Annotated in this window: 12 protein-coding genes and 1 riboswitch; of the genes, 6 read left to right on the top strand and 6 right to left on the bottom strand. The window is 46.9% G+C overall.

Annotation, left to right across the window (positions count from 1 at the left end):
• Positions 1–192 precede the first annotated feature (192 nt).
• The 3 genes from CAG69_RS01900 to CAG69_RS01910 all read left to right on the top strand — a co-directional run bounded on the left by CAG69_RS01900 (position 193) and on the right by CAG69_RS01910 (position 4,516).
• Positions 193–1,161, top strand: a complete 969-nt coding sequence (locus tag CAG69_RS01900; protein ID WP_005392302.1) for a TAXI family TRAP transporter solute-binding subunit — start codon at positions 193–195, stop codon at positions 1,159–1,161.
• A gap of 295 nt (positions 1,162–1,456) precedes the next feature.
• Complete coding sequence (locus tag CAG69_RS01905) at positions 1,457–4,036, top strand: TRAP transporter permease (RefSeq protein ID WP_161442478.1); 2,580 nt, start codon at positions 1,457–1,459, stop codon at positions 4,034–4,036.
• A gap of 42 nt (positions 4,037–4,078) precedes the next feature.
• Positions 4,079–4,516 carry a universal stress protein gene (locus CAG69_RS01910; protein WP_005392306.1) on the top strand — a complete coding sequence of 146 codons (438 nt, stop codon included), beginning with the start codon at positions 4,079–4,081 and terminating at the stop codon, positions 4,514–4,516.
• 63 nt (positions 4,517–4,579) lie between these two features.
• Here CAG69_RS01910 and CAG69_RS01915 read toward each other — a convergent pair whose 3' ends face one another.
• Positions 4,580–5,656, bottom strand: a complete 1,077-nt coding sequence (locus tag CAG69_RS01915; RefSeq protein WP_005392308.1) for an alkene reductase — start codon at positions 5,654–5,656, stop codon at positions 4,580–4,582.
• 92 nt (positions 5,657–5,748) lie between these two features.
• On the opposite strand from CAG69_RS01915, the gene CAG69_RS01920 reads away from it, so the two are divergent.
• Complete coding sequence (locus CAG69_RS01920) at positions 5,749–6,696, top strand: LysR family transcriptional regulator (protein WP_065644956.1); 948 nt, start codon at positions 5,749–5,751, stop codon at positions 6,694–6,696.
• An 18-nt stretch (positions 6,697–6,714) separates the two neighbouring features.
• Here CAG69_RS01920 and thiQ read toward each other — a convergent pair whose 3' ends face one another.
• From thiQ to mpl, 5 genes are all read right to left on the bottom strand, one after another.
• Positions 6,715–7,419: a thiamine ABC transporter ATP-binding protein gene (gene thiQ, locus CAG69_RS01925; protein WP_006742961.1), complete on the bottom strand. Its 705-nt coding sequence runs from the start codon at positions 7,417–7,419 to the stop codon at positions 6,715–6,717.
• The gene (gene thiP, locus CAG69_RS01930; RefSeq protein ID WP_161442480.1) at positions 7,419–9,005 is read right to left on the bottom strand and encodes a thiamine/thiamine pyrophosphate ABC transporter permease ThiP; all 1,587 of its coding nucleotides are present in this window, start codon (positions 9,003–9,005) and stop codon (positions 7,419–7,421) included. Before thiP ends, thiQ begins: the two co-directional genes overlap by 1 nt.
• Before the next feature lie 41 nt (positions 9,006–9,046).
• Positions 9,047–10,039 (bottom strand): thiamine ABC transporter substrate binding subunit, encoded by a 993-nt coding sequence (gene thiB / locus CAG69_RS01935; RefSeq protein WP_161442482.1) that lies wholly within the window; start codon positions 10,037–10,039, stop codon positions 9,047–9,049.
• 71 nt (positions 10,040–10,110) lie between these two features.
• A riboswitch (TPP riboswitch) is annotated at positions 10,111–10,247 on the bottom strand.
• Positions 10,248–10,284: 37 nt separating this feature from the next.
• Complete coding sequence (locus CAG69_RS01940; protein WP_006742964.1) at positions 10,285–10,920, bottom strand: flavin prenyltransferase UbiX; 636 nt, start codon at positions 10,918–10,920, stop codon at positions 10,285–10,287.
• A gap of 5 nt (positions 10,921–10,925) precedes the next feature.
• Positions 10,926–12,284, bottom strand: a complete 1,359-nt coding sequence (gene mpl, locus CAG69_RS01945; protein ID WP_161442484.1) for a UDP-N-acetylmuramate:L-alanyl-gamma-D-glutamyl-meso-diaminopimelate ligase — start codon at positions 12,282–12,284, stop codon at positions 10,926–10,928.
• Between the two features lie 312 nt (positions 12,285–12,596).
• Between mpl and fbp the strand changes: the two genes are divergently transcribed.
• The gene (gene fbp, locus CAG69_RS01950; RefSeq protein WP_005392321.1) at positions 12,597–13,613 is read left to right on the top strand and encodes a class 1 fructose-bisphosphatase; all 1,017 of its coding nucleotides are present in this window, start codon (positions 12,597–12,599) and stop codon (positions 13,611–13,613) included.
• A 127-nt stretch (positions 13,614–13,740) separates the two neighbouring features.
• Positions 13,741–14,271 carry an inorganic diphosphatase gene (gene ppa / locus CAG69_RS01955; RefSeq protein ID WP_012841160.1) on the top strand — a complete coding sequence of 177 codons (531 nt, stop codon included), beginning with the start codon at positions 13,741–13,743 and terminating at the stop codon, positions 14,269–14,271.
• Positions 14,272–14,316: the final 45 nt, after the last annotated feature.

Raw genomic sequence — 14,316 nt, forward strand, 5'->3', positions numbered from 1 at the left:
TCCTCCTGCACAAGATTCAGACTTATCAACTATAACATTTAACAATTGGATAATTTTCTGCCAATTTTTTGTTATGATTCGCTCGCTTTTTCAAACGATTGGATTGGAAAAGATGCCGTTTCCAAATAGGAAACTCCAGAAGTGATTTATGGTTATTTCCGGGTAAATAATGAATATAAGGAAGGGAAATTCATGGCATTTAACAAACTTCTCAAAGTAGGCGCTATCGCTGCAGCAGTAATGGGTGCAGGCGCAGTTAACGCTCAAGAGTTTATTACTATCGGTACTGGCTCTGTTACAGGTGTTTACTACCCTACTGGTGGTGCTATCTGTAAATTGGTCAATAAAGGTCGTAAAGAACACAACATTCGTTGTTCAGTAGAATCGACTGGCGGCTCTATTTACAACGTTAACACTATCCGTGCTGGCGAGTTAGATTTTGGTATCGTGCAATCGGATTGGCAGTACCACGGCTACAACGGTACGAGTAAGTTTGCGGAACAAGGCCCGTACAAAAAGCTACGTGCAATGTTCTCTCTTCATACAGAACCTTTCAACATCATTGCTCGTGCAGATTCAGGTATCGAAAACGTTGAAGACCTAAAAGGTAAGCGCGTAAACATCGGTAACCCTGGCTCTGGTGACCGTGCAACCATGGGCGTTGTTATGGAAGCGATGGGCTGGACAAACGACAGCTTCAAATTGGCTTCTGAGCTAAAGGGCTCTGAGCGTTCTCAAGCACTTTGTGACAACAAAATTGACGCATTCATTTACATGGTGGGTCACCCGAACGGTTCAATCAAAGAAGCAACAACATCATGTGATGCTAAGCTAGTTTCTGCAACAGGCCCGAAAATCGATAAGATTGTTGCTGATAACCCATACTACGCCTTTAGCTCAGTGCCGGCTGGCATGTATCGTGGCACAGACAAAGACGTAAACAGCTTTGGTGTTGCGGCAACGATGGTTACAACAGCAGACGTTTCAGACGATGTCGCTTACAACGTTGCAAAAGCCGTGTTTGAAAACTTCGATACGTTCAAACGTCTACACCCTGCGTTTGCAAACCTGAAAAAAGAAGACATGGTGAAAGCGGGTCTATCTATCCCTCTTCACCCAGGTGCAGAAAAATACTACAAAGAAGTGGGTCTACTTAAGTAACTTCCTCAGACTCCAAACTCACAGGCAGGAAAAGATGGTTTTCTGCCTGTTTGAGCATGCAGGTTGTAGCACGTGCTAACTGCATGCTTCATTCGCCAGTTTTCTTCCGAAAATTGCGAGTTCATACCCAAGAAAAACTTAAACGCCGCCTAGCAGAGTCTCCAAAATTCAACACTTTGAGTTCAGGCAGCAAAATACTCGAAAGCAAACTTCGCTCCATTCGCTACACTGATAAAGGCGAAGTGTGGTTCTCGATAAAAATCCGACAGGACCATCAATAATAAGGAAAAAGTACATGGCGACGAATCAAGCTCCGTCACAAGATGTGCAAGAAATGGTGGCTCAGGCAGACACAGGTGCACGTAGCCCCTCGGGAATGCAAGGACGAATCCTTTGGTTTGTTCCTCTGTGTTGGTCACTATTTCAATTATGGTACGCATCTCCGCTACCATTTATTTTTAATTTCGGCGTACTGAACGACACGGAAGCGCGATCAATCCACCTCACTTTCGCGATCTTCTTGGCTTTCACTGCTTATCCAGCTATGAAAAATTCCCCTCGCGATCATATCCCTCTTGTCGATTGGATATTGGCGCTAGCAGGTAGTTTTTCTGCGGCATATATTTACCTTTTTTATACCGAGCTAGCTGGACGTTCCGGTGCACCAACAACGGCAGATATCGTCGTTGCTGTCATCGGTATGGTTCTCCTTTTAGAGGCAACACGCCGAGCGCTCGGTCCACCACTGATGGTGGTCGCTGCTGTCTTCCTTACTTACACCTTTGCAGGCCCTTACATGCCCGATGTCATCGCGCATAAAGGAGCGAGCTTAAACAAGGCCATGTCTCACTTATGGCTAACAACGGAAGGTGTATTCGGTGTCGCATTAGGCGTTTCAACCTCTTTTGTGTTCTTGTTTGTATTGTTTGGCGCCATGCTGGAACGTGCTGGCGCAGGTGCTTACTTCATTAAAGTCGCCTTTTCTTTACTGGGTCATATGAAAGGTGGTCCTGCAAAAGCGGCCGTTGTTGCATCTGGTTTATCCGGGCTTGTTTCTGGCTCTTCAATCGCAAACGTGGTAACCACTGGTACCTTTACCATCCCATTGATGAAACGTGTCGGTTTTCCGGGCACCAAAGCGGGAGCCGTTGAAGTTGCCGCCTCAACTAATGGTCAGTTAACACCACCAATCATGGGCGCAGCGGCATTCTTGATGGTGGAATATGTCGGTATCTCATACGTTGAGGTGATTAAGGCTGCCCTACTTCCGGCACTTATCTCTTACATCGCTTTGATTTACATCGTTCACCTTGAGGCGTGTAAAGCGGGTATGACAGGTCTTCCTCGTCGCCACAACCCAACGTTAGTGCAAAGTTTGCTTTCCTTTACTGGCACAATCTTAGGACTGTGTGTGATCAGCGCATTGGTTTACTACGGAGTGGGTTGGACGAAAGATGTCTTTGGTGATGCCGCGACGCCAATTGTTACGGTTGCCCTGTTAATTGCGTACGTTGGCTTGGTGAAGATCTCAGCAAATCACGTGCAAGATGGCGCAATTGAGATTGATGCAGAGTTAACAGAAGTACCAGATCCTGGCCCAACGGTTAAATCTGGTTTGCACTATCTACTGCCTATCGTTGTATTGGTTTGGTGTCTGACTGTAGAGCGCTTCTCGCCAGGTCTTTCAGCATTCTGGGCAACGGTGTTCATGATTTTCATTTTGCTGACTCAGCGTCCATTGATTGCTCTGTTATCAAAGCAAGGTGACATGATGCAGCAAACCAAAGATGGCTTCGTCGATCTGGCTGAGAGCTTGGTTGCTGGCGCTCGCAATATGATTGGTATCGGCGTTGCAACGGCAGCGGCAGGTACCGTAGTTGGGGTCGTCACCCTAACGGGTATCGGCCTGGTCATGACGGACTTCGTTGAGTTTATCTCTGGCGGTAGCATCATTCTTATGCTGCTGTTTACCGCAATAATCAGCTTGGTTCTTGGGATGGGTCTACCGACAACGGCGAACTACATCGTAGTATCTACGTTGATGGCACCGGTTATTGTCACGCTAGGTGCAGCACATGGCTTGATCATCCCACTCATTGCGGTGCACTTGTTCGTTTTCTACTTTGGTATTTTGGCCGACGACACCCCACCCGTAGGTCTTGCGGCATTTGCGGCGGCTGCGATTGCTAAATCAGACCCAATTCGTACAGGTATCCAAGGCTTTACTTACGATATTCGAACCGCCATTTTGCCATTCATGTTTGTGTTCAATACCCAGCTACTGTTGATGGGGATAGACTCTTGGTGGCATTTAGCACTCACTGTCATCTCATCGATCATTGCGATGCTGATCTTCTCCGCCGCAACACAAGGATGGTGGTTCACGCGTAACAAGTGGTGGGAAGCCGTTCTATTATTAGTACTGACATTTTCGTTTTTCCGTCCTGGTTTTTGGTGGGACATGCTGTATCCAGCGAAAGTTCTTTCTCCTGGCGTTGAGGTAGCTCAAATCACGGAAACGCTAAATGTAGGAGAATCATTGGAGCTACGTGTTGCCGGCGAAAACCTTGAGGGCGACTACATCGAGAAAACGGTTCGTCTTCCATTCGAAGACAGTGCGACAACAGCGGAAGCACGTATTTCGTCTATGGGTCTGATGCTGACCGAAAGCGACAACAAAATGATTGTCGATATGGTCGAGTTTGGTAGCCCGGCAGAGTCTGCAGGTATCGACTTTGATTGGGAGATCAAGTGGGTTATCCAAGATGCAGAACGTCCGATGAAAGAATGGGTATTTGTGCCATGCTTAATGATTTTGCTGGTGCTTGCCATGAACCAAAAACGTCGTGCTCGTAAGGAACAATTGAGCGCATAACCGATTTGGCCCCGAGGAAGGGGCCTTAGTGAGAGACATTGAATGTACAAACAAATTCTTGTTCCGGTTGATCTAAATGACCAAGGTTTTTCAGACCGAGCGGTTGAACTAGCGGTTTGGCAGGCAAAGCAAGCGAATGCGCAAATCCACCTTCTAACAGTACTACCTGGTATTCACATGTCGATGGTTGCTACATACTTCCCAAAAGATGCAGCAGCCAAAATGAAGCAAGACGTGAAGCAGCAATTAAAAGCTTTTGCCAATAAGCATATTGCTGAAGATGTGGTGTACCAAGTGCATGTTGCTGAGGGCAAAGCCTACGCGACGATTCTTGATTATGCAGAGCGCTTGGGCGCTGATCTCATCATTATGCCAAGTCACAAGCGTTCTAAAATCAATAAAGTAATGCTTGGCTCTGTCGCAAGTAAGGTCGTGGAATATTCTCCAATCAATGTGATGGTCGTGAAACCGCAAGGTTAAACAACTAAAGAAACGAAAAAGGACGCTAACATTAGCGTCCTTTTTATATTGAACAAGTAAGGATTATGCCATTACTGGGTAATCGGTATAACCTTCTGCTCCACCTAAATAAAAGTGCTCAGGTTTTGCCTCATTAAGAGGTGCATTTTTCTTAAATCGCTCAACTAAATCAGGGTTGGCGATAAATGGAACGCCAAATGCGACCACATCAACTTGATTTTCTGCAATTGCCGTTGTCGCTTCTTGTGCACTGTAGCCCACGTTGGCCATTAGGTAACCTTGATAGTTTTCGCGTGCTGGCTTGAGAACATCTGCTTTTTGTACGCCCTTTAGATCCGCACGCATCACGTGCCAATAAGCAAGATCGAAAGCATTAAGTTGCTTAGCTAAGTAACGAACCAAGCCAACCGGATCGCTGTCTTTCATGTCATTAAATCCATTTAATGGTGATGTGCGCAGCCCTACTCTTCCAGGTCCCCATACCTCGACCACTTCTTTAACTATCTCAAGTAAAAAACGGGCACGATTTTCGACTGAGCCACCGTATTCATCAGTACGTAAATTCGATCCATCACGAAGAAAGTTATCGATAAGATAACCATTGGCACCATGTATCTCCACACCATCAAAGCCTGCTTTCTTGGCGTTTTCCGCACCTTGCTTAAACGCCGCCACAATAGAAGCTATCTCATCCACTTCGAGTGCTCGTGGTACCGTATATGCTTGCTTACCTGAAGGGGTATGAACTAACTCATCACGAATGGCTAGTGCGCTCGCTGCAACAGGCGTTTTCCCATCATTCAGTTCAGGATGACAAGCGCGTCCCGCATGCCAAATTTGCAATACGATCTTACCGCCTCTCTCATGAACCGCATCCGTTACCTTTTTCCAAGCTGCAATTTGTTCTTCGTTATAAATGCCCGGTTCTGCCATAAAAGCAGACGTTCCTTCCATCACCATGGTGCATTCAGCAATGATAAGTCCAGCACTCGCGCGTTGAGCATAGTACTCAACCATAAGGTCATTCGGGATATGATCTGCGCTGGCACGAGCGCGCGTTAAAGGGGCCATAATGGCACGGTTATCTAATGCTAATTGACCGAGTTCGATAGGAGAAAATAAGTCTACAGAGTTGGACATGTTGTTTACCTCAAATGACAATAACTTGATGGCTAAGGATGAGGAGCCAGACTATAATCAGATCAATATTGAAACAATATGGATAATTGAAAGTGATTGTTCGAAATTTAGAAACAATTGACTTTAGGACGCTCTCTATCTTTGTCACAAGCTGTCGACTACTGAGCTTAACCAAGTGCGCGCTGGAGTTAAACCTACCAAAGTCTACTGTTAGTAAAGCCATAACCAAACTCGAACAACACTTTGAAGCCAAGCTCCTAGAGCGCACGACCCGAAAGTTGGTGATTACCGAAGCTGGTCAAATGGTTTTAGAGCGTGCTGCAAGCTTAGTTGAGGAATTTCACTCGATTGGTCAAGACGTTCAGGAAATGGAACAGCAGATCCAAGGTCGGCTTCGCATTGCTGCGCCGCCAGCCTTGGATGCGTATATGGCTGAGCACATCTTTTTACCATTTTTAAAACAATGGCCAAAAGTACAAATTGCGTTAGAAGCATCGAATGATTTTGTTGATCTGTTTTCACACGGTTTTGATATGGCAATTCGAGTCGGCCAGATCGTCGATGATCGACTGATTGCTAAAAAATTGGGCTACACCACCCGAGTATTGGCCGCCAGTCCTGAGTATTTAGCTGAGTGTGGCGTACCTAAAACGCCAGAAGATCTGACAACACACAACTGTTTGAGATATCAGTATGTTTCAGAGATAGGCCCTTGGACGTTGATTTCTCAGGACAACACGGTCAACGTCTCGGTAACCAGTAACTTCTCTAGCACCACCGTAGAAGCGGTATTAAAAGGCGCGCTCAAAGGATTGGGAATCGCTAACTTACCTATGCAAAACATGACGCAAGAGCTGGAAAATGGCTCCTTAGTCAGAGTTTTACCTCAATGGCACACGGTACCAATGCCCATTTATTTAGTCTATCGTCCTGGCGCAAACCGAACGCGACGAGTACAAGCGATGATTGACCATATCATGAGCCTAAGATCTCAGTTTGAATTTGGTCCTCGACATGGTTTGTGTTGCGGTGAAGCATAATCCCGCCACCATTGAGCATTAGCGTGCGGCTCGGATAAATGCCGCAAGCTTCTCACTAGCATGCTGCTCACTCAATGCAGACATACTATCCGCCGCTTCCACTTTGCCATCAGCCACAAACACAAAGTGGCTGGCAATGGCTTTGGCATCGCTTAAATGGTGCGTGACCATCAATACGGTTATTCCCCTCTCTGCCGCCAGTTTTTTTACTAAGCTCAGCATCTCTTCACGTAAAACCGGATCAAGCGCCGAGAAAGGCTCATCCAACAGCCACATGGGATGAGGCTGAACAAAACAACGCGCCAAGGCAACACGTTGACGCTGCCCTCCAGAAAGGTGCTCAGGCAAACGGTCGAGGTACTCTGCAACGCCAACTTGCTGCGCCGCTTGTTCAACCTGACGTTTTTGGTCTACCGTAAGCTTTAGCCCTGGGTGTAAACCTAAGCCAATGTTGTCACGCACCGACAAGTGAGAAAACAAGTTATGCTCTTGGAACAGCATGGAGAAAGGACGCTGATAAGGCTCTTTGTGCACAATCGACTCACGATCAACCCGAATGTCACCTTGGTCAGGATGGATAAACCCAGCCACCAACGCCAGCAACGTCGATTTTCCAGCCCCACTTGGTCCCATCAGCGACACTATCTGACCTTGCTCAATCGTTAAGTCAAAACGAAACAGCTCACGTTGGTAGGTGTACTGCACATCATCCAACACTAACATTACGCTCTCTCCTTCGTTTTCAATACTTTCTCAATCAAGGCAAAACAGCCCACACTCAACAACAACAAGGTCACCGATACCACCGCAGCCGCGTCCATCTGATAGCTGCCAAGCAGCTGGAATAAATACAGAGGTAAAGTGCGGAACTCTTGTCCGCCAAACAACGCGATAGCACTTAAATCGCCAATCGCAAACATAAAGCTGATCGCAAACGCATGTGCGAATGGCTTGCGCAGCGCCTGCCACTCCACCACTTTAAAGCGTTGCCAGCCACGCATGCCTAAGCTGGCACACACATACTGGTATTGCTGCTCGATGTGCAGCATTGGCTGTGCCAGCGTTTTGATCACGTAAGGCAAAGCCATCAAACCATTTACCAAAATCACAACAAAAAACGCCAAGCTAAAAACATCGGTAAATGATCGCAACAGCAAGAATAATCCGGTGCTAATCACCAAACCTGGCGTCACCAAAATAATGGTGCCGATTAGCTCAATCTGATCAGCTCGCGTGTTTTTGTACTGCAACCGCCAACGACGGCTGGTCAACAATATGGACACGCCCGCAGCGACCGCAAGCGCACTGGCTAACCCTGCCACTTTGAGTGAGTTAGATAACGCAGACCAAAAACGTTCATCGGTTAACACCGTCCAAACTTGTTGGTTGATGCCACTCAGTAACACCATCAATAACGGTGGTATCACCAGTAAAAAGGCACCTATGATCCAAAAGCTATCCCAAGCTTTTGACCACCCATGATCCTTCGTTAAATATTGCTGTACCGATGTGCTGCCAGCACTGATAGAAACAGGCTTTGTTAACTTCTGCACTCCAATGGCAAGCAGTCCACATAACAGCATCTGCCACAGCGCCAATAACGCCCCAGCTTGTAAATCAAAATCAAACTTAATCGCTTGGTAAATTGCCAATTCAATAGTGGTGGATTTTGGCCCGCCCCCCAACGCCATTACAGTGGCAAAACTGGTGAAGCACAACATAAATACCAAGCCACAAACGTGGGGAAGTTGCTGCCTTAAACGCGGCCATTCCACCCAACGAAACTTATTCCAATGGTTCATACCTAAATGCGCACACAGCTTATGCTGCTCGGCAGGAATAGATTCTAATGCTTGCAACAGCAAGCGCGCCGCGTAAGGTAAATTAAAGAACACATGGGCGAGTAAAATTCCGTTCAAACCGTAAATAGAAAATGGCAGTTTAGTATCGAAACTTTGCAACCACTGCGCTAACAAACCGCTGTTGCCATAAATCGCTAACAGCCCGAAAACACCAACCAAAACAGGCAAAACTAGCGTCGATGCAAACAGCTTAAGCAGTAATGACTTACCCCAAAATTGGCGACGTGAAAGCGCGTGCGCAACTGGAATGGCAAAGCCAACACTGAGCAATGTGGAAAGAAAAGCTTGGTAGAAGCTGAACTTGGTGACATGTTGATAATACGAGTCGTCCCATACCACAGACACATCAAGTGAAGGGGCTTGAACAATCAAAGCACCTAGGGCAGAAACAACAAAGGTCACGATGATCATCGCGACCCCTAAACCTATTTTTGGAACAGAATTCAAAGGTAAAACCTATCTCATTCAGATGAGGGGTGGAACGTCAGCTAAAACGTCAGTGCGCTTTGCCATTCGCGAATCCAAGACTTACGCATTTTTGCCACTTCATCAGCACTAAAGCTCAACGACTTGTTTGGAACGCTCAAGGTTTCAAAACCTTTAGGTAACTCAACGTCAGTAACAGGGTACATCCAGTTACCCGTTGGCATCGCTGACTGGAACTCATCACTTAAAATGAAATTCATAAATTGATCAGCAAGTTCTGAATTTTTTGCCCCTTTCACTTTAGCGGCGACTTCAACTTGCATGTAGTGACCTTCAGCAAAATTCGCCGTCGCAAACTTTGAATCGTTTTCCGCAATTAAGTGGTACGCAGGTGACGTAGTGTAAGAAAGCACTAAGTCCGACTCGCCGTTAAGGAACATGGAATACGCTTCTGACCAACCTTTCGTGACCGTTACGGTTTTGCTCGCTAGCTTCTGCCACGCTTGCGTCACGTCGTCGCCATAGATGGATTTCATCCACAGCATCAAGCCTTGGCCAGGCGTTGACGTACGCGGATCTTGATAAATCACTTTTAAATCGTCGCGCGTTTCCACCAGCTCTTTCATGCTTTTCGGCGGATTAGCCATTTTCTCTGTGTTGTACACAAACGCGAAGTAGCCGTAATCGTACGGTACAAACGTCGTGTCGCTCCAACCATTTGGTAACACTGTGTTAGCCGTATCCACATTGTGCTCGGTAAGCAGACCGGTTTTCTTCGCTTCTGCCATCAGATTGTTATCCAAACCTAACACGATGTCGGCTTTGCTATTACCGCCTTCAAGACGAAGACGATTCAGGATCGACACACCATCGTCCAACGCCACGAAGTTAACGTCACAGCCACATTTTGCTTCAAAAGCTTGCTCGATTTTAGGACCTGGTCCCCAATCTGCGGCAAAAGAATCGTAGGTATAAATAGTTAATGGGTTTTCAGCAGCAAACGCTGAAGTTGAAGTAATTGCAGCTAAGGCAATCAGACTTGAAGTGGTTTTCACTGCTCGCTCTCCATGAGTATTTCAGAGAAATAAGTTGAGCGGCACAGGGTTGAGGCGGCTATTAAGGACTTCCAATATCCAGACTCAATTCCTACGCCAGCATTATCTGGTTCAGGTAATACGGGTCCCTAGTAAAGCACTTAGGTCTCAGCGCCCAAATGCATTGATTGACTCAATGCTAAATGGGTTTGCTCCCCGATGAGTTGGATGGATTGTAAAGGTATTTGAGTGGTTACACAATCAGCTCACGAACGCTGGTCATAACCCCAACGAGGCACTAAACCTTGCTCAATACCTAAGTGGTCGAGAATTCTCGCCACCATAAAATCCACTAAGTCTTCAATGCTCTTTGGCTGATGGTAGAAACCCGGAGCCGCTGGCATGATGGTGACGCCCATTTGCGATAGCTTGTGCATGTTCTCCAGATGCAGCGTTGAAAATGGTGTTTCGCGAACGACGAGCAACAACTGCCCACGCTCTTTCATCACCACGTCAGCGGCGCGCTCAATCAAGTTATCCGACATACCATGCGCGATCGCCGCAACACTTCCTGCTGAACATGGGCAAACCACCATTTGCTTGGGTGCCGCAGAGCCAGACGCTACCGGTGAGAACCAGTCATCTTTACCACAAACGGTGATGTTATTTGGGTCACAGTTGAGGTGTTCCACCAACGCTTGCTTTGCGGCTTCTGGCCCACTTGGCAGCTTAAGGTTGTGTTCGGTTGCCATCACGACACGAGCCGCCGAAGAGATCAGAACGTAGACATGATAATCCGCCGCGACTAAACATTCTAAAAGGCGCAGACCATAAGGCGCACCAGATGCTCCAGTTAACGCTAAAGTGATGGCTTTTTCTGCTTGCTGCTGTTTGTTTTGCATAAAAATCAGGCTTTTTGTTTAAGTTGCTCGAGGATCTTGCCGTGAATACCGCCAAAGCCACCATTACTCATCACGAGGATTTGGTCACCTGGCTGCGCACGTTCAACGATTTTCGCTACAAAGTTATCGATGTCAGCGTCAACAAAAGCAGGCTGCTGACATTGTTCCGCGATATCTTGCACCGACCATTCGATGTTGTCTGGTTGGAATAAGAACACTTCATCTGCACTGTGTAGCGAATCCGCGAGTGTGTTTTTGTGCACGCCGCGCTTCATAGTGGCAGAACGAGGTTCCAACACGGCAAGAATGCGTTTTTCGCCTACCTTGTTACGCAAACCACCGATGGTGAGTTCAATTGCCGTTGGGTGATGCGCAAAATCATCGTAAACCGTCACACCTTGCTCTTCACCTTTTAACTCAAGACGGCGCTTGGTGTTAATGAAACGGCCCAGAGCCTGACACGCGAGCTCCGGCGTTACGCCAACGTGTCGCGCCGCGGCAATCGCCATTAACGCATTATCAACGTTATGATCACCCACCAAATCCCATTCGACGGTACCGACCTTCTCGCCTTGTAGAGCAACTTCAAATTTTGAGCCATCGACCACTAATTTGTGCGCCTGCCAGTCGCCATCAACACCTGAAAACTGCTTTTCTGTCCAGCAACCACGCTCTAATACATCCGCCAAAGCTTGGTCTTGCTTCGGAGCTAAGATTAAGCCATTGCCGGGAACCGTTCGCACTAAATGATGGAATTGGCGCTTGATCGCCTCTAGATCATCGAAGATGTCTGCATGATCAAACTCAAGGTTGTTCATGATTAAGGTTCGAGGATGGTAGTGCACAAACTTAGAACGCTTATCGAAAAAAGCACTGTCATATTCGTCCGCTTCAACGACAAAAAACATGCTTTCACCCAAACGAGCAGAGACTCCAAAGTTACCAAGTACTCCACCAACTAGGAAACCAGGTTGATAACCGCAGTCTTCGAGTATCCAAGCCAGCATGCTCGACGTGGTCGTTTTACCGTGTGTACCCGATACCGCCAATACCCAGCGATCGTGCAGCAAAAACTCGTTGAGCCACTGCGGACCAGAGGTGTAGCGCATGTTGGTATTGAGCACATGTTCAACACATGGGTTACCACGGCTCATGGCATTACCGATCACCACAAGGTCTGGTTGAGGGGCGAGTTGAGACGGGTCGAAGCCTTCAATAATTTCAATACCTTGAGACTCAAGCAACGTGCTCATCGGTGGGTAAACGTTGGCATCAGAACCAGTGACTTTATGCCCTAATTGGCGCGCTAAAATCGCAGCGCCGCCCATAAATGTGCCACAGATACCCAAGATATGAATGTGCATAAACTAAACCTTGTAATGCGTTCTTTAATGCTTTCATTATCGCGATCACAACCAGAAAAGCGAGAGACTTTAGCCTTCTTCTTGCAGTCCCTTTCACAAATATGACAAGGTTGAACACAGACTGTACAACCTCTTGCTTACTGATGAATACCTCAAACAAGTCTACAAATAAATTGAGATCTCAAACAGTTACTTCATTACCATTAAAAAGATCTGCGACTTAAACTTACATCCAGCGCAATCGTTTAACATCCATAAAGAGATGCTCACTTGCGCACTACCCCCAATGAAATGAAAATGTAAGGATTAACCATGTCAGGACTGCGCACCCTAGGCGAGTTCATTGTCGAAAAACAAGCGGATTTCCCCCACGCTAGCGGTGATCTATCATCCCTTTTAGCCTCCATTCGTTTAGCTGCAAAAATCGTTAACCGCGAAATCAACGCAGCGGGTCTCGGTGATATCACTGGTGCTGTAGGTACGGAAAATGTCCAAGGTGAAGACCAGCAAAAGCTCGATGTTTACGCGAACGATAAGTTCAAAGCCGCGCTTGAAGCTCGTGACCAAGTGTGTGGCGTTGCCAGTGAGGAAGAAGACGAAGCGGTTGCTTTCAACAAAGAGCTCAACCAAAACGCCAAATATGTGGTACTGATGGACCCACTTGATGGTTCTTCTAACATCGATGTGAACGTCTCTGTCGGTACTATCTTCTCTATTTATCGCCGTGTTTCACCTATTGGCACACCGGCGACAGAAGAAGATTTCCTTCAGCCTGGTCATAAGCAAGTTGCCGCTGGTTACGTGATTTACGGTTCATCAACCATGTTGGTTTACACCACAGGTAACGGCGTAAACGGCTTTACTTACGACCCATCTATCGGCAGCTTCTGCCTTTCTCATGAAAACATGATGATTCCAGAAGAAGGCAAGATTTATTCGATCAACGAAGGTAACTACATTCGCTTCCCTCAAGGGGTGAAGAAGTACATCAAGTACTGCCAAGAGAATGTGCCAGAAGACGGTCGTCCATACACTTCGCGCTACATTGGCTCATTGGTTGCTGATTTCCACCGCAACTTACTGAAAGGTGGTATCTACCTTTACCCTAGTACGCAAAGCCATCCACAGGGCAAGCTACGCCTGCTTTATGAATGTAACCCAATGGCGTTCTTAATTGAGCAAGCGGGCGGTATTGCATCAGACGGCGTCAATCGCATCATGGATATCAAACCAACCGAATTGCACCAACGTGTGCCTTTCTTTGTGGGTTCTAAGAACATGGTTCGCAAAGTTGAAGAGTTCCTTGAACTGCACCGCGACGAAGAATAATTTCAGACCTTTGTCCAACGCGGCAGGTGTTTACCTGCCGCGTTTTTGTCGCTAAAGTGAAACGCGAATTTATCATCAGATGAAGCCGCTTTTGTGTGACTCATCGTTAATGAAAAGGAATATTCTAATGAGCTTAAACCATGTGCCAGCAGGCAAGTCGCTGCCTGAAGATATCTATGTCGTGATCGAAATTCCTGCAAATGCAGATCCAATCAAGTACGAAGTAGATAAAGACTCTGGTGCGGTATTTGTTGACCGTTTCATGTCTGCACCGATGTTCTACCCATGTAACTATGGCTACGTGAACAATACGCTGTCTCTTGATGGCGACCCAGTCGACGTACTGGTACCAACACCATACCCACTCATGCCAGGTTCAGTGATTCGCTGCCGTCCTGTTGGCGTTTTGAAGATGACGGATGAGTCAGGTGAAGACGCAAAAGTGTTTGCGGTTCCACACACCAAAATCTCGAAAGAGTACGATCACATCCAAGATGTGGACGATATCCCAGAACTACTGAAAGCGCAGATCACGCAATTCTTTGAGCGTTACAAAGAGCTTGAAGCAGGTAAATGGGTGAAAGTGGATGGTTGGGCAGATGTTGCTGCCGCTAAAGCTGAGATCCTAGAATCTTACGAGCGCGCTCAGAAAAAATAAGCATCACGGCTGATACAAAATTAAAAAGAGCTGCTTTAGGGCAGC

The sequence above is a fragment of the Vibrio sp. V43_P6S15P86 genome, assembly GCF_009904725.1.
Taxonomy (GTDB): Bacteria; Pseudomonadota; Gammaproteobacteria; order Enterobacterales; family Vibrionaceae; genus Vibrio; species Vibrio diabolicus.